Source organism: Abyssisolibacter fermentans (assembly GCF_001559865.1).
Taxonomy (GTDB): Bacteria; Bacillota; Clostridia; order Tissierellales; family MCWD3; genus Abyssisolibacter; species Abyssisolibacter fermentans.
Genome location: NZ_LOHE01000112.1, coordinates 51,393 through 66,046, shown reverse-complemented (window position 1 = coordinate 66,046; position 14,654 = coordinate 51,393). Strand labels below are relative to the sequence as shown.

At 28.7% G+C, this 14,654-nt stretch carries 17 protein-coding genes; all 17 read right to left on the bottom strand.

The window, feature by feature from the left end:
- Nucleotides 1–36: 36 nt before the first annotated feature.
- The 17 genes from rseP to AYC61_RS19885 all read right to left on the bottom strand — a co-directional run bounded on the left by rseP (nucleotide 37) and on the right by AYC61_RS19885 (nucleotide 14,653).
- The gene (rseP, locus tag AYC61_RS19965) at nucleotides 37–1,038 is read right to left on the bottom strand and encodes an RIP metalloprotease RseP (RefSeq protein ID WP_242866851.1); all 1,002 of its coding nucleotides are present in this window, start codon (nucleotides 1,036–1,038) and stop codon (nucleotides 37–39) included.
- 18 nt (nucleotides 1,039–1,056) lie between these two features.
- Nucleotides 1,057–2,202 (bottom strand): 1-deoxy-D-xylulose-5-phosphate reductoisomerase, encoded by a 1,146-nt coding sequence (locus AYC61_RS19960; RefSeq protein ID WP_066507422.1) that lies wholly within the window; start codon nucleotides 2,200–2,202, stop codon nucleotides 1,057–1,059.
- A gap of 95 nt (nucleotides 2,203–2,297) precedes the next feature.
- Complete coding sequence (locus AYC61_RS19955) at nucleotides 2,298–3,077, bottom strand: phosphatidate cytidylyltransferase (protein ID WP_066507414.1); 780 nt, start codon at nucleotides 3,075–3,077, stop codon at nucleotides 2,298–2,300.
- A gap of 176 nt (nucleotides 3,078–3,253) precedes the next feature.
- Entirely contained in the window at nucleotides 3,254–4,000 is a 747-nt protein-coding gene (locus AYC61_RS19950; protein ID WP_066507411.1) for an isoprenyl transferase, read from the bottom strand.
- Nucleotides 4,001–4,044: 44 nt separating this feature from the next.
- Nucleotides 4,045–4,230: a hypothetical protein gene (locus tag AYC61_RS19945; RefSeq protein WP_066507409.1), complete on the bottom strand. Its 186-nt coding sequence runs from the start codon at nucleotides 4,228–4,230 to the stop codon at nucleotides 4,045–4,047.
- A 6-nt stretch (nucleotides 4,231–4,236) separates the two neighbouring features.
- Nucleotides 4,237–4,794: a ribosome recycling factor gene (gene frr, locus AYC61_RS19940; RefSeq protein ID WP_066507407.1), complete on the bottom strand. Its 558-nt coding sequence runs from the start codon at nucleotides 4,792–4,794 to the stop codon at nucleotides 4,237–4,239.
- 13 nt (nucleotides 4,795–4,807) lie between these two features.
- On the bottom strand, nucleotides 4,808–5,518 hold the full coding sequence (gene pyrH, locus AYC61_RS19935) for a UMP kinase (protein ID WP_066507404.1): 711 nt from the start codon (nucleotides 5,516–5,518) through the stop codon (nucleotides 4,808–4,810).
- A gap of 336 nt (nucleotides 5,519–5,854) precedes the next feature.
- Complete coding sequence (gene tsf, locus AYC61_RS19930; RefSeq protein ID WP_066507400.1) at nucleotides 5,855–6,502, bottom strand: translation elongation factor Ts; 648 nt, start codon at nucleotides 6,500–6,502, stop codon at nucleotides 5,855–5,857.
- 206 nt (nucleotides 6,503–6,708) lie between these two features.
- Nucleotides 6,709–7,437: a 30S ribosomal protein S2 gene (rpsB, locus tag AYC61_RS19925; RefSeq protein ID WP_066507397.1), complete on the bottom strand. Its 729-nt coding sequence runs from the start codon at nucleotides 7,435–7,437 to the stop codon at nucleotides 6,709–6,711.
- 304 nt (nucleotides 7,438–7,741) lie between these two features.
- Nucleotides 7,742–8,197: a hypothetical protein gene (locus AYC61_RS19920; protein WP_066507394.1), complete on the bottom strand. Its 456-nt coding sequence runs from the start codon at nucleotides 8,195–8,197 to the stop codon at nucleotides 7,742–7,744.
- A 13-nt stretch (nucleotides 8,198–8,210) separates the two neighbouring features.
- Entirely contained in the window at nucleotides 8,211–8,528 is a 318-nt protein-coding gene (locus AYC61_RS19915) for a hypothetical protein (protein WP_066507384.1), read from the bottom strand.
- 15 nt (nucleotides 8,529–8,543) lie between these two features.
- Nucleotides 8,544–10,238: a DUF342 domain-containing protein gene (locus tag AYC61_RS19910; RefSeq protein ID WP_066507381.1), complete on the bottom strand. Its 1,695-nt coding sequence runs from the start codon at nucleotides 10,236–10,238 to the stop codon at nucleotides 8,544–8,546.
- A 29-nt stretch (nucleotides 10,239–10,267) separates the two neighbouring features.
- Entirely contained in the window at nucleotides 10,268–11,008 is a 741-nt protein-coding gene (locus AYC61_RS19905) for a sigma-70 family RNA polymerase sigma factor (protein ID WP_066507378.1), read from the bottom strand.
- Nucleotides 11,009–11,030: 22 nt separating this feature from the next.
- Nucleotides 11,031–11,513: a chemotaxis protein CheD gene (locus AYC61_RS19900; RefSeq protein WP_066507375.1), complete on the bottom strand. Its 483-nt coding sequence runs from the start codon at nucleotides 11,511–11,513 to the stop codon at nucleotides 11,031–11,033.
- Between the two features lies 1 nt (nucleotide 11,514).
- On the bottom strand, nucleotides 11,515–12,129 hold the full coding sequence (locus tag AYC61_RS19895) for a chemotaxis protein CheC (protein WP_066507374.1): 615 nt from the start codon (nucleotides 12,127–12,129) through the stop codon (nucleotides 11,515–11,517).
- A 13-nt stretch (nucleotides 12,130–12,142) separates the two neighbouring features.
- On the bottom strand, nucleotides 12,143–12,565 hold the full coding sequence (locus AYC61_RS19890) for a chemotaxis protein CheW (RefSeq protein ID WP_338026076.1): 423 nt from the start codon (nucleotides 12,563–12,565) through the stop codon (nucleotides 12,143–12,145).
- A 12-nt stretch (nucleotides 12,566–12,577) separates the two neighbouring features.
- Nucleotides 12,578–14,653: a chemotaxis protein CheA gene (locus tag AYC61_RS19885; RefSeq protein ID WP_066507369.1), complete on the bottom strand. Its 2,076-nt coding sequence runs from the start codon at nucleotides 14,651–14,653 to the stop codon at nucleotides 12,578–12,580.
- Nucleotide 14,654: the final 1 nt, after the last annotated feature.

Here is a 14,654-nt window from a genome sequence, read left to right as displayed (position 1 = left end):
ACCCATATTATTCAAAGTTATACGAATAATCAGGGTTTAATATATTATATCTTTATATGTTACAGCAACCATAATAAGCATCAAGAATACAAAACCTATAAAATGAACTATACCTTCTTTTTCTGCACTAATTGGTTTTCCTCTTAAAGCTTCTATTATTAGAAATATTATCCTACCTCCATCAAGTGCTGGTATTGGTAATAAGTTGAAGAATCCTAAATTCACACTTATTAATCCTGCAAAAAATAGTACTGGTATGAACCCATAACTTGCAGCTTGACCAACCATTTTTATTATACCAACGGGACCAGCTACATCTTTACTTCCTACCTGTCCTGCGAAAAGTTTCCCCAAAAAATCAAACATTTGTCCAAGAATATTAAACGTGTCAGTAAAACCACGTTTTACAGATTTTACAATTGATCTTTCTTGTTTAGTTTCTATTCCTATCATATATCTTTTTGCTTCTTCATTATAAGCTGGAATTATTGTCTTTTTAATCCTATTTCCATTTCTCTCTAATGTTAAATCTATTTGTTTATTTTCACTTTTGTTTATTGCATCTGTTACTTCTTGCCAAGAATTTACCTCTGCTCCATATATAGCCACTATTTTATCTCCAGCTTCTATACCCGCTTCATATGCAGGTTGACCAGGTATAACTTTACCTATAGTTGTTGTCATATCACCAACTGAGTACGCTATTATGCAAAACAACAATATCGCTAAAACAAAATTCATAATCGCTCCAGCTGCTAAAACTGCCATTCTTGCTGGAATTGATTTATTACTAAAGCTTCTAGCATCCTTTGACTCTTCATCCTCACCTTCCATTTTCACATAACCACCTATTGGTAAGGCTCTTATTGAGTATTGGGTTTCTCCTTTTCTTTTGCCGAAAATCTTTGGTCCCATACCTACTGAAAATTCATGTACTTTAATACCTACTAACTTCGCTACAGTAAAATGACCAAATTCATGAAATACAACTACTAATAAAAATACAAATATAGCAGCTAATATTGTTGTAATTGGCAAAATTACCACCACCTTTATTTAAAATTGTGCTATTATATACTCTCTAGCCCATTTATCAGACTGCAATATATCTTCAAGTGTTGGATTGATTATATTATTATGATACTGCATTACTCTTTGAATATACATTGGTATGTCGTTAAATTTAATTTTTTCATTTAAAAATAATTTTACTATTTCCTCATTAGCTGCATTTAATACTGCTGTCATTGTTCCTCCAGCCTTCAGAGCATTAATGGCTAGTTTTAAACATGGGAATGTATCCATATCCGGCTGCTCAAATGTAAGTGCTTTTATTTGTGAAAAATCCAGTTTCTTTACATTATTCTGCTTCCTCTGTGGATATGTCAATGCATATTGTATTGGTATTCGCATATCAGTTGGTCCTAATTGTGCTATGATACTACCATCCACAAATTCAACCATAGAATGTATTATACTTTGAGGATGTACAACCACATCAATGTTTTCTATATCAACATCAAATAACCATTTAGCCTCAATAACTTCTAAACCTTTATTCATTAATGTAGCTGAATCTATGCTTATTTTCCTTCCCATTGACCAGTTTGGATGTTTAAGAGCATCTCTAAATGTAACATTGTTTAATTGATCTTTATTCTTACCCCTAAATGGTCCTCCAGATGCAGTTAGTATTATTCTGTTTAATTCATTCTGTTTTCCTGATAATAGAGATTGAAATATAGCTGAATGTTCACTATCCAGTGGAATTATATTTACTTTGTTCTTTTTAGCTTCCTCAATTACTAGTTTCCCAGCAGTTACTAAAGTTTCTTTGTTAGCTAATGCTATTGTTTTTTTATGTTTTATAGCTTCAAGAGTAGGCTTTAACCCTACCATTCCAACTATTGATGATATAACTATTTCACACTCTTCTTCTCTCGCAGCAGCTAGTAACCCTTCCATACCAGCAAGTATTTCAACATCATATAAATTCATTCTTTTTTTTAATTCTAAAGCTTTTTTATTATCTGCTACAGCAACTAATTTGGGTTTGAATTCCATTATTTGTTTTTCAAGTAAATCTATATTACTATTAGCTGTTAGAGCTGTCACTTCAAAATCTTTTGAATTCCTTATTACATCCAATGCTTGAGTTCCTATCGATCCTGTAGAACCCAATATACTAATTTTTTTCTTCATTATTTTCTCCTTCAATTCTAAGTTATCTTTCATTATTACTTTATTTGCACTAAGAATATGTTTTTTACTAATTTTCTTACCACTTTATTTATAATTTAAATTATAAACAAAGTGAAATAATAAACAATTGGTGCAGTAAATATGATACTGTCAAATCTATCTAATATTCCTCCATGTCCCGGCATTAGATTTCCATAATCCTTTATGCCAGCAACTCTTTTAAATTTTGAAGCACATATGTCACCAACCTGTGCAAATATAGAACAAAATAATCCTAATAGCCCTAATTGTAGTATATTTCCAGTCTTGAATATATAACCAAAAATCATAGAACTTATTATGCAACCTAATATTCCTGCTATAGAACCTCCTATTGTCTTTTTAGGACTTAGCTTAGGACATAATTTCCTCTTACCGAAAAATACACCAATAAAATATGCACATGTATCTGTAGACCAAGCTGTAATAAAAATTAACCAAATATATATACTTCCATTTAAGAATATCATATGAGATAAAGTGAACACAACATAAACAATTGTCATCAAGTTTATACCAATATCAGCTGGCTTTGTATCATCTTTAAATAAAAATATAGTTAGTAAAACTAAAGTATACAAAACTACTGTTGCTTGTAATACTATACTATATTTATCTTTTGGCAAAATTATAAGTAATGATAAATATATTGCTGCAGTTATATAATTTGTTACTCTAAAAGGTTTTAGTTTATATGCTTCTACTACTTTTTGAAATTCATATAATCCTATAAAACATATAACTGATATACCAATATTTAAATAAATATTGCCTACATATAGAAAGATTAGTAATATTGCTACTAATACCGCCGCACTAATTATTCTTGTCTTCATTTTATCCCACCTTATCTAGTTAATATTCAATAAAAAACTTGCATTATTACGTTTTTGATTTGTTTTCTTTATTATTAAATTACTCACATATTAAAATTATACATGTAATTTAACTCTTGGATGTAACTAAAATTCGAATGTGACTATAAGCAACTTATTTTACTCATATCTCTTTTTTATACTCCTCCAAAGCGTCTATCTCTATTATTATAATCTAATATAGCTTGATATAAAAGTTCCTCATCAAATGAAGGCCAATAAACATCTGAAAACCATAATTCAGTATATGCACTTTGGTACAATAAAAAATTACTTATTCTATAATCTCCACCAGTTCTAATTAATATGTTAGGATCAGGTTGTCCTTTACTATAAAGAGATTTTGAAAAAAGTTCTTCATCTATATCATCTATATTTATTTCACCTTTTGCTATTGAATGATAAAGTTCTTTACATGCTTTAATTATATCAGCTTTACCACCGTAATTTAATGCTAAATTTAATATAAGTTTATCATTATCTCTTGTTTTTTCAACTGCATATTGGAGTTCTTCTTGAATTATATCACTAAATACACTAGTATCTCCCCAAATATTAATCTTAACTCTATTTTTATGCAAAGTGTTTAATTCACTCTTTAGGAATTCTCTTAATAGCTTTAATAAATAATTGACCTCATCCTCTGGTCTTTTCCAATTTTCTGTTGAAAAGGCAAATACCGTTAAATATTTTAGTTTTATATCTCCACAAACTTCAACTATTCTTTTTAACGCATTTACACCTTCTTTATGCCCAACAGTTCTAGGTAAAAACCTTTTTTTAGCCCATCTACCATTGCCATCCATAGTTATAGCAATATGTTCAGGCAATTCTCTACTTAACACTTTTTTCTTCAACTCTTGTATTTTAACATTTTTATCCATGCCTACCTCCAGTAAATCTAAATCCCCCTCTGGAGAGAAGGGGATTAAAAATCACAAACTAAAATTGATGCTACATCATCATAATAATCTACCTTAACAACGCGAGCTTCATTAAGTTCACTTAAAAATTTATTATTCAAACCTTTAGTATATTTAATTTCAATTGTATATTGATTTTTATTAATTTTAGATAATGCTTCTTCCAAGCAAAGCCCCACTAAATAATTCAAAACAGGCTAAACCTCCATTAATTCTTCTTTTTTCTTTTCAGTTAATTCGTCTACTTTTTTAATATGTTGATCAGTAAGCTTTTGTACTTCATCTTCAGCTTTTTTCAAATCATCTTCTGTAATATCACCATTTTTATTCATTTTTTTAAGTATATCATTAGCATGTCTTCTTTCATTTCTTAAAGCAACTTTTGCACTTTCACTTATTTTTTTAAGAACTTTTGTTAAATCTTTTCTTCTTTCTTCTGTTAATTGCGGTATAGCTAATCTAATAATTTTGCCGTCATTTGATGGGTTTATTCCTAAATCTGATTTTTGTATAGATTTTTCAATTTCACTAATAATACTTGGATCATAAGGATGTACAACAAGCAATCTAGGTTCTGGCGCAGAAATATTAGCTACTTGTTTTAAAGGAGTATCTACACCATAATATTTAACAGTTATTCTATCTAACAATGCTGTATTTGCTCTTCCAGCTCTGATGCTACTAATATCGTCTTTTAAAACCTTAATAGTCTTTTTCATTTTTTCTTCTATTTCTTGATGAACTTCTAAATACATAAATTAAACCTCCTTAATTTAATTGAGTACCAATTTTTTCACCCATTACAACTTTTACAATATTATTGCTTTCTTCAATGCCAAAAACAATGATTGGTATTTTATTATCTTTACATAAAGATGCAGCGGTTGAATCCATAACGCCTAATTCTAGATTTAATACATCTTTATAGTTTAATTTATCAAATTTTTGAGCATTAGGATTCTCCATTGGATCTGAGTCATATACTCCATCGATGCCTTTTTTTGCTAATAAAATAACATCTGCCTCGATCTCAGCCGCTCTTAATGCAGCAGTTGTATCTGTTGAGAAGTATGGATTCCCTGTTCCAGCAGCAAATATTACTACTCTTCCTTTTTCTAAATGCCTTACAGCTCTTCTTCTAATGTAAGGTTCAGCAATTTGTCTCATTTCGATTGCAGTTTGTACTCTAGTAAGGACATCCATTCTTTCCAATGCATCCTGTAAAGCTAAAGCATTAATAACAGTTGCTAGCATACCCATATAGTCTGCTGTTGTTCTATCCATATCTTTACTGCTTCTACCTCTCCAAAAATTTCCTCCTCCTACTACTATAGCTACTTCTACGTTTAATTCCTGTAATCCTTTTATTTGCTGTGCTATGTCCAAAATAGTGACTTCGTCTAAACCAAAACCCTTTTCACCTTTTAAAGCTTCACCACTTATTTTTAGAACTACTCTATTATATAAAGGTTTTTTCATATTAACACTCCTAGCTGTTATTAATATTCTATAAAAATTGTAAGAATTCCTTTAAATTAACCAAATTTATCACTAAATTAATATGAATTTTGTGATGTTAATTTTTATTGTAATTTATAGGAAATTACAAACTCTTTAATTCGTAATATTTTCCATGTACAAATTTGGGCAAATTTTTATATAAAATTGTTTAAATTAAAGATTTAGTTCTTTATTTTCATATTCGTTAGTATATTAGATATCTTAAGCTAATATACTACTTATATTATGTTTATGATTACTTACTTAAATGGAGAACACTATGTGTTCTCCATTTAATTTTTTATCCGTTAATTATTAACCATTAATTTGTTTTGCTACTTCTTCAGCAAAATTTTCTTCTTTTTTCTCTAAGCCTTCTCCAACTTCAAATCTAACAAATCTTCTAATTTTTAAGTTTTCGCCTAATTTTGCTATTTTCGCAACTAATAAATCATTAACAGTAGCATCCGGATCTTTAATAAACGGTTGCTCTAATAAACAATTTTCTTTATAGAATTTTTCTAGTCTTCCAACTACCATTTTATCTACTATATGTTCAGGCTTTCCTTCATTTAAAGCTTGTTCTTTTAATATTTCTTTTTCTTTTTCAATTACTTCTTGTGGAACTTCTTCTCTTGTAACATATTTTGGATTTGCTGCTGCTACTTGCATTGCCATATCTCTAGCAAATTGTTTGAATTCATCACCTTTAGCAACAAAGTCTGTTTCACTGTTAACCTCTATTAAAACTCCAATTCTACCGCCATGTATGTATGACATAACAACACCTTCAGCTGCAATTCTACCAGCTTTTTTTGCTGCTTTAGAAAGACCTTTCTTTCTTAATACCTCAACTGCTTTTTCCATATCTCCTTCAGCTTCAACTAATGCTTTTTTACAATCAAGCATTCCAGCTGCTGTTTGTTCTCTAAGCTCTTTTACCATAGCTGCACTAATCTTCATTTTTATTCGCCTCCTAAAAATATCAAAATATAACCCTGATTATTAGCAAAATTTTAAATAATATCCGGGTTTTAAGATTGATTTATCTATTAGTAATAGTTCTGAACTAAAATTTCCGAAAATATACACATTTTTCTATAGATTGTAAAAAAGTAAGAGTATAAGGGATACTTGTTCCCTTATAACCCTTACTAATATCTCAATAATTATTTTGCTGGTATTTCTTTTTCAGCTTCTACTTCTTCTATTTGCTCTCCTTGTTTTCCTTCTAAAACAGCATTAGCTATTGTTTTAGTTAACAATTTGACAGCTCTAATAGCATCATCATTACCTGGAATAACGAAATCTACTTCATCTGGATCACAGTTAGTATCCACTATTGCAACAACTGGTATGCCAAGTATCCTAGCTTCTCTGATAGCTATTTTTTCTTTTCTAGGATCAACCACAAATAATACATCTGGAAGACCGTTCATATCTTTAATTCCACCTAAGAATTTTTCAAGTCTTTCAGCTTCATGTCTAAGCTTTATAACTTCCTTTTTAGGTAAAACATCAAATGTACCTTCTTCTTCCATAGCTCTTAATTTTTTAAGACGGTCAATTCTTTTATTGATTGTCTTATAGTTAGTTAACATTCCACCTAACCATCTTTGGCTTACAAAATACATGCCACATCTGTTAGCTTCATTTTGGATAGCTTCTTGTGCTTGTTTTTTAGTACCAACAAATAGAACCTTTCCATTGTTTTCAACTACTTCTTTTACAAAATTATACGCTTGTTCAACCTTTTTGGTTGTTTTTTGAAGATCAATAATATAAATGCCATTTCTAGCTGTAAAAATATAATCTGCCATCTTTGGATTCCATCTTCTTGTTTGATGACCAAAATGTACTCCAGCTTCTAATAGACTTTTCATTGATATTACTGCCATCTTCAACACCTCCTCATTGTTTTTCCTCCACCTGCTTCATTCTCTTAGAGAACCTGTTGGCACACTCTAAAAGTCACCAAGTGTGTGTTTTCACCTATAGTAGTATATCATACTTAATTTTATTTAGCAATAAAAATTTATCTAAATTTATTATAATATTGCTTAAAAATTAAATTTGTAAAAATATTAATACCAAGATTATTATATAACTTTTAATAACATTCTGCAAAAGTTAATCAGTAAAGCTATATTGTCATTTAGAATGAGTTTTATTAATGAATATTTGATATATTAATAATCTGGTTTAATATAAATTTTTCAATTTTAGAATGATTTCTATTTCCCTAATGCCTTTATTCATTTTTTTTGCTATGTGTACAACGCTCATTCCATCAAGGTAGTATTTAGCAATTTCTTCTGCTTCAGTTAATTGTGTTCTGCTATTTTCAGTAAATTGTTGTTTTTCTACTTCTTTATAATCAATGTTATTTTTTATTGTATCTATATCTTCAACTATATCTTCTTCTACTTCTTTTGTATCTATATTATCATTAAGATTGTTCATTTCTATAATCTGATTTAACTGCCCCACTATTTCATTTAAGACTATAGTATTATTATCTGTTGTTTCTTTATCATTCATTGTAACAAAATCATTGAAATTTTCTAGTTCTTCTTTTTCTCCACCACTATTTATAATAAGTATAACTAAACCTATTATAAAACATATTATTCCACCAGAAACAATATAAATATACATCATACACCTCATATTATATTTTTATATCTATATGGTTGCCAATATTATTTATTAGTTTACTACTTTCACTATCTTTAGTTTGTTTCTCTTTATTAGCTTTTTCTTTATCTTTTTGATTATTCTTTTTATTACTTCCATCTTTATTGATTGATGCTTTGTAAGCATCTTCAGTATTGTTGACTTTATTCATAGTTTTCTCAATTTGATTGTTTTGTTCATTAACTTGTAAGTTTAACATATTTCTACTTCTGTTAAGTCTGTTTTGATTCATCTCAGATAATTGCTGTGCTCTAGGCAACATGTTTTGCATATCAATCGGTCTAATTGGCATATTTATCCCTCTTTTCTAATTTAAACTACCTATAGCGATTTCATTATCTTTATTGTATATTTTACATCTCGCATACTCTTGTTTTACAAACATAACATCATTACCAATAGTAATCTTTACACCTGGATGCATTACCCTGTTTACAAATACAGCACCTTTAGATAATTCGCTCATTTGTGAAACTAAACTATCTTTCTCAATATTTAATTTACCATATTCAACACTTAAAGCTTTTCTAGTTTTTAATGAACGAATCAAAAGTTCCTTTTTATTACTATCCATTCTACCAGCCTTTAATAATCTATTTAATAAATTAATATTTTTATCTAGCTTTTCTATATTTTTTCTCATAGTATTTAGTTGAGTGATAACGTCATTATATCTTTCTTTAACCTTTGGATCTACACCTACTTCAATTAATGTTCTAGTTTCCATTTCTGAACCAATCGTTTTAGCATGAATTTCTTGTTTAGCTTTGACATAACCACCAACAATTAGTCCTTTGTTTTGATTTACATATATATTACCTTCACAAGCTATTTCACTATGCATTATTGCATGAGCAACAACATTACCTTTGCAAAATATCTTACAACTTTCAATATATTTTGATGCAATATCTCCGTTAGCTGTTAAATATGCTTTTTTCCCACCTTGTATACCTCTTTTCAAGGTTATATTACTTTGGCTGTTGATTCTAGCTCCTTCTACAACCCCTTCAACGATAATATCTCCATATGCATTTATTTCAAACCCTGATTTTACGTTTCCTTTAATTAATACAGAACCATTAAATTCGATATTACCCGTCTTATTATCCACATTTCCATCTACTTCATAAATATCTAATACATTTATTTTCCCATCTATAATTTTAATTTGACCATTTTTATCAGCATAAAGTTTTTTAGCATCATCTGATAAAGCAACGTTTTTACCATGTTTTATATATACTTCCTTTGCAGGTTTATGCGCTACTTTTGCACCTAAAACATTTATACCATCTTCTCCTAGGATAGGCTCTGTAAGCTCACATAACAGTTGTCCTTCTTTTACATTTTGTACAATATGAAGGTTTCTGTAATCAACTGTTCCATCTTCTAATAACTCGGGGCTTAAATCTTTTTTCTGCTCAAAATAATTAGTTAAGTATCCTTTTTTAGCGTTAACCGGTTTCATACCTTTAGCTATTAGTGTCTTTATATCATACTTTTCTTGTTCTATAATATTTTTTACTACGTTTTCTAGAATTCCATATGATATTTTTTTTTCTCTTATCTGATTCAATGCACCTTCCAATGTGAGTTTTCTTCCTCCATAGGCAGGTAATAATGTCGCATAAGCTTCCATTATATCATTTGTTATATAAATATTCAGCTTAGAATCAATTAAATTTTCATTTTGATAAGGTGCAATAGGCATTAATTCGGTATCTTTTCTTTTTACAATTTTCTTTATTCTTTCTAAATCATAACCTGTAACTTTTTTTGTATCTAAATAATTAATGATATCATTAATCATAAATAAATCATCAGCATAGTATTTTAGAATTCTTAAACAAACTCCTTCTTTTAAATATTTTACATCAAATTTATCAGTAAAATTAGAAGTTTTTACGTTTGTTTGTCTTTCAGTTTCTGACTCTAATACTCTTTTATCTTGTGTTGTTTCTTCTAAACTTTTGCCTTCTATTATAATATCCTTTTTCATCTACTCACCACCATATTTATTATAGAAAACTAAATTATGCCTTCTTTTTTTAATATATTTTTTAGCATTAATATAGCTTTACTATGAATTTGAGATATCCTAGATTCTGTCAATCCCATAACCTTGCCTATTTCTTTATATGTAAGTTCATCATAATAATATAAAGAAATAACCATTTTTTCTTTTTCTGGAAGTGCTTCGATTTTTTCAATTATTATTTCCTTTATTTCGTTTCCTATAAAAGACATTTCAGGAGTTCGATTTTTCTTATCATTAAAATTGTATTCGCCTAATGTACATGCAATTTCATCTAAAGAAACTATATTAAAAGTAGCTATATCACCTAGTGTTTTATGTATTTCATTTTTATCAATACCTGTACATTGTTCAATTTCTTCTATTGTAGGTTCTCTATTAAGCTCATTTACAAGCTTAGAGCTTGCTTCTTCAATTTCTTTAGCTTTTTTTCGCACAGAACGTGGTATCCAATCAGTCTTTCTCAAATTGTCAATTATTGACCCTTTGATTCTTATTTTAGCATAGGATTCAAATTTGATATCTCTATCATAATCAAATTTATCTATAGCATCTATAAGACCAAATATACCAAAACTCACTAAATCATCATATTCAGTACTTCCACCATAATAAGAGAAGAGTCTTCCTGCTATTATCTTTACTAAATATATGTATTCTTCTATTAATAATTTTTTTATTTCAAAATCATTGCTGTTTATTTTATATTTTTCCCATAGTTCTTCCTTCAACATGGCTCTTACCCCCAAAAAGGCATTATATTTCTTTTACACCATGACCAATGGTTTTAACTTTTAACGTACCATCTTCAGCTCTTAATTCAATTGTTCTTCCAAAATTACCACCTGTATCATCAGCTAATATAGGAATATTTAATTTTTTCAGATATAACCTAGAGGCTTCAGCATTTCTTTGTCCTATTCTTAATATACTATTCTGTGTATTAAAATTAAACATTTGAGCTCCACCAGCAATTTTTGCAACTATATTTCTTTTATTAGCACCTAATTTTTCCATTTCTTCGATTAAAACCTCAATTCCTGTATCAGCAAATTTAGCTTTGTTACTATTTTTCTTTATTTCTTTACTATTAGGCAACATTATGTGTACTAAACCAGCAATTTTAATTTTTCTATCATATAATGCTATTCCTATACAAGATCCTAAGCCTAAAGTAGTTAGCACATCAGGCGCTTTAACAACATTTAAATCTGCCATTCCAACCTTAACAATTTTCATACTAACTTACTCCTAATTTCTTTAATACTTTTTTATATGATTCAATTTCAGGAATCAAAAATAAATCACCCGAAACGCTTCTGTTGTCTTCGAAGAATTCTGTTTCTATAAAAAGTACATTGTCACCTATTTGGCTAAATTGTACAGCTGGTACACTTAAAATAGCTGCTGCCATATCTATGCTGATTGACGGTACTGAAATCTTTATTTCGAAATTGGTCATCATATTTAATGAATTAACATAAGAAGCTGCTAATATATTACCAACTTCACTTAACGCTGAAAGATCCATACTATCCAGTTCTCTATATTGTGATTCTCTGTTAAATAACATATCTACAAGGTTTTTTGCTGAATCAAGCCCAAATACTAATAAAAGATTACCAACTATATCTCCACTCATTTCAAAATAAACACCAACTACTAATCTTTCTGCTCCACCTAATATTTCATCAACATTTTTAAATTCTAAAATATTTACAGTTGGAACTTTCATATCTATTTTCTTATTAATCATTGATGCTAAAGCTGTTGCAGCATTGCCAGATCCAATATTCCCTATTTCTTTAAAAACATCTATTAGCATAGAATTTAAATTAGTTATATCTAGATTCATACCTTACCTCTCTTTATTGTAATTCTAGCACTTTTTTTACATCTAATATCATTATCATTCTTTCATCTTTCTTGCCTATTCCATTTATGTAATCATATTGCTTGAAATCTCCAACATTTGGTGGATTATCAATTTCATTCAGATCTAGGTTTATTACTTCTGACGATGAATCTACTATTAATCCTACTACTAATTCTTCATATTTAATAATGATTATTCTTGAATTTTCTTTATCTATTTTAGATTCCATACCAAATCTAACTCTTAAATCCATTACAGGAACAACATCTCCTCTTAGATTTATTATTCCTTTGATGTAATTGGGTGCATTTGGAACTCTAGTAAAATCTGATATTCTTTCAATAATTTTAACTTTAAAAATATCAATTGCATAGTTTTGTTCTCCTATTTTAAACACTACATATTGATTACTCACTAACATCACCCCTTAGAAAATAGAATTTATATCTAGAATCAATGAAATATTACCATTGCCTAAAATTGTAGCTCCAGTCATATATTTTATTCCAGATAAATATTTACCTAATGATTTGATAACAATTTCTTGTTGGCCAATTAAATCATCTACAATAAGTCCCGCTTCTTTGTCACCTTTTTTAACTATAACAGTTATTAATTCTTCTGAGTCATTTTTCTCTTCTAATCCTAAGATATTTCTAAGCCTTATCAATGGAAGTGTTTTACCTCTAAATAAGATAACTTCTTGATCGTGTATTTTTTGTATATTACTACTTGATATTGGGCTTATTTCTTTTATAGAGCTTAATGGTATTGCATAAATCTCATCCTTAAGTTTAATCATTAATGCTTGTATTATTGCTAAACTTAATGGTATTCTAATTGTAAATTTGCTACCTTCTCCTCTTGTGCTATCAATTTCAACAATACCACCAATAGATTCAATCTTCGATTTAACTACATCTAAACCTACTCCACGTCCTGAAACATCTGTTACAGTTTCAGAAGTGCTAAAACCTGGTTTGAAAATATATTCACATATTTCATCATCTGATAATGTTGCTGCAGTTGTTTCATTTAAGATTCCTCTACTAATAGCTTTTTGCTTAACTTTTTCATTGTCAATTCCATCACCATCATCCTGCACTTCTATTACAACATTATTTCCATCTGGATAAGATCTTAAATTAATTGTTCCAAAATCTGGTTTACCATTTTTTGTTCTAATATTTGGCTTTTCTATGCCGTGATCTATTGCATTCCTTATAAGGTGAATTAATGGATCTCCGATTTCATCAATAACAGTTCTATCTACTTCTGTTTCTTCACCCGACATTATTAATTTAATAGTTTTATTTAAATCTTTTGATAAATCTCTTACCATTCTTGGGAATCTGTTAAATACTCTCTCAATAGGTACCATTCTAACTTTCATAACAGCATCATGCAGATTAGTTGTTATTCTTTCAAGATATTCTATGGCTTCGTTCATATTTTGATTATTATTAGAATCACCTATATCTTCCATTCTTGTTTTTATAATTATAAGTTCACTTACCAGATTCATAAGGTTGTCCAATCTATCAATATCAACTCTTACTGTTTTACCAACGATATTAGTGGTTTTTTTATTCTTAGAGACATTTTTCTTTAGCTGCTCTTGTATTTGTACCTTGTTCTTTTTATTCTTATCTTCGTTTTCTTTTATAGAATTTTCTGTGTTTCCTTGTTGCTCTAATTTTTCTTTCTTTATGTTTGAGTTTATATCTTCTAAATCGCTCTCAATATTTATAGTATGAATATTAACTTCTTCAACTTCTGAAATTAATAAAATTTCTTTTTTAATTTTCTCTTCGTCATATTTACTAACTATAGTTAAAGTAAATGAATCTTCAAATTTTTCATCTTCTATATCTTCTACTGAAGGTTCTGCTTTAAGTATCTCTGAATGTGTTTCTAAAGTTTTAAATATAATAAATGCTCTTGCTGCTTTGAGCATACAACCTTTATTTAACCTAACTTTTAGTACAAAAGACTTTAATCCTTTGTCGTTAGCTTTTTGTAATGCTCTCAGTGTATATTCATCTAAATCAATACTTATATCATCTGTATTTTTCTTTGAAACCGTAGCTGTTGCTACTTCTTCTTTACTATCTTTATAATCATTATTTATTATTTCATTTAATTTATTTACTAATTCACTACTACTTAATTCTCCTTCATCACCAGTAGAGGCTATTTCGCCAACATATTCTTCTAGCGAATCAAGACATTCAAAAAGTACATCCATAATATCTGAATTTATTGCTATATTATTATTACGTATTTCTTGTAATAGATTTTCCATCTCATGAGTTAAATTTGCCATTTTAGAATAGCCCATTGTTGCAGACATTCCTTTTAATGTATGAGCTGTCCTAAAGATTTCATTTATTATAGCCATATTGCTATTTTCTTTTTCTAAGTCTAGTAAATTTGTATTTAGACTTTGTAAATGTTCTTTTGACTCTTCAATGAAAATATCTAAATATTGATTCATCTCCATT

What these genes read in the sequence shown, in the direction of transcription:
- AYC61_RS19920 (WP_066507394.1), bottom strand. Translation starts at nt 8,197, where the DNA reads ATGTATATTTATATTGTTTCTGGTGGAATAATATGTTTTATAATAGGT.
- AYC61_RS19885 (WP_066507369.1), bottom strand. Translation starts at nt 14,653, where the DNA reads ATGGAGATGAATCAATATTTAGATATTTTCATTGAAGAGTCAAAAGAA.
- AYC61_RS19895 (WP_066507374.1), bottom strand. Translation starts at nt 12,129, where the DNA reads ATGAATCTAGATATAACTAATTTAAATTCTATGCTAATAGATGTTTTT.
- AYC61_RS19955 (WP_066507414.1), bottom strand. Translation starts at nt 3,077, where the DNA reads ATGAAGACAAGAATAATTAGTGCGGCGGTATTAGTAGCAATATTACTA.
- AYC61_RS19905 (WP_066507378.1), bottom strand. Translation starts at nt 11,008, where the DNA reads ATGTTGAAGGAAGAACTATGGGAAAAATATAAAATAAACAGCAATGAT.
- rpsB (WP_066507397.1), bottom strand. Translation starts at nt 7,437, where the DNA reads ATGGCAGTAATATCAATGAAAAGTCTATTAGAAGCTGGAGTACATTTT.
- pyrH (WP_066507404.1), bottom strand. Translation starts at nt 5,518, where the DNA reads ATGAAAAAACCTTTATATAATAGAGTAGTTCTAAAAATAAGTGGTGAA.
- AYC61_RS19960 (WP_066507422.1), bottom strand. Translation starts at nt 2,202, where the DNA reads ATGAAGAAAAAAATTAGTATATTGGGTTCTACAGGATCGATAGGAACT.
- AYC61_RS19910 (WP_066507381.1), bottom strand. Translation starts at nt 10,238, where the DNA reads ATGAAAAAGGATATTATAATAGAAGGCAAAAGTTTAGAAGAAACAACA.
- frr (WP_066507407.1), bottom strand. Translation starts at nt 4,794, where the DNA reads ATGTATTTAGAAGTTCATCAAGAAATAGAAGAAAAAATGAAAAAGACT.
- tsf (WP_066507400.1), bottom strand. Translation starts at nt 6,502, where the DNA reads ATGAAGATTAGTGCAGCTATGGTAAAAGAGCTTAGAGAACAAACAGCA.
- AYC61_RS19950 (WP_066507411.1), bottom strand. Translation starts at nt 4,000, where the DNA reads ATGGATAAAAATGTTAAAATACAAGAGTTGAAGAAAAAAGTGTTAAGT.
- AYC61_RS19900 (WP_066507375.1), bottom strand. Translation starts at nt 11,513, where the DNA reads ATGAAAATTGTTAAGGTTGGAATGGCAGATTTAAATGTTGTTAAAGCG.
- AYC61_RS19915 (WP_066507384.1), bottom strand. Translation starts at nt 8,528, where the DNA reads ATGCCAATTAGACCGATTGATATGCAAAACATGTTGCCTAGAGCACAG.